This window comes from Pseudomonas sp. D1HM (genome assembly GCF_019266105.1).
GTDB classification, from domain to species: domain Bacteria; phylum Pseudomonadota; class Gammaproteobacteria; order Pseudomonadales; family Pseudomonadaceae; genus Aquipseudomonas; species Aquipseudomonas taetrolens.
In genome coordinates this window covers 1-301 of sequence record NZ_LRMN01000064.1, presented here as the reverse complement: position 1 = coordinate 301, position 301 = coordinate 1, and the positions used below count along the sequence as shown (strand labels likewise).

The 301-nt window shown below is 47.5% G+C and carries 1 protein-coding gene; it reads right to left on the bottom strand.

Annotation, left to right across the window (positions count from 1 at the left end; genetic code table 11):
• Positions 1–4: 4 nt before the first annotated feature.
• Positions 5–250 carry a septal ring assembly protein ZapB gene (gene zapB / locus AWM69_RS22745; protein ID WP_373274352.1) on the bottom strand — a complete coding sequence of 82 codons (246 nt, stop codon included), beginning with the start codon at positions 248–250 and terminating at the stop codon, positions 5–7.
• Positions 251–301 lie beyond the last annotated feature (51 nt).

Sequence of the window (301 nt, the reverse complement as noted above, 5' to 3'; positions counted from 1 at the left end):
GTAATCAGACCTCTTCCATGCGACCCAGCAGGGCCTGCAGACGTTCCTGCCAGCCGTTCTGCTGTTCTTTCAGATGGTTGTTCTCACGCTCCAGCTCTTCGCGCTGATGCTGGGCATTTTGAACTTCCTGCGACAGTGAGTTGTTTTTTTCTTTCAGCTCTTCGATTTCCATCTGCAACTGAGTGATGGTATCAATCGCCTGCTGTACTTTTGCTTCCAGTTTCTCAAACACTTCTAATGACATTGTCATACCTCTCCTGAATTGCAAGGCGTTGATGGATAAAAATCCTCGTCCCGATTA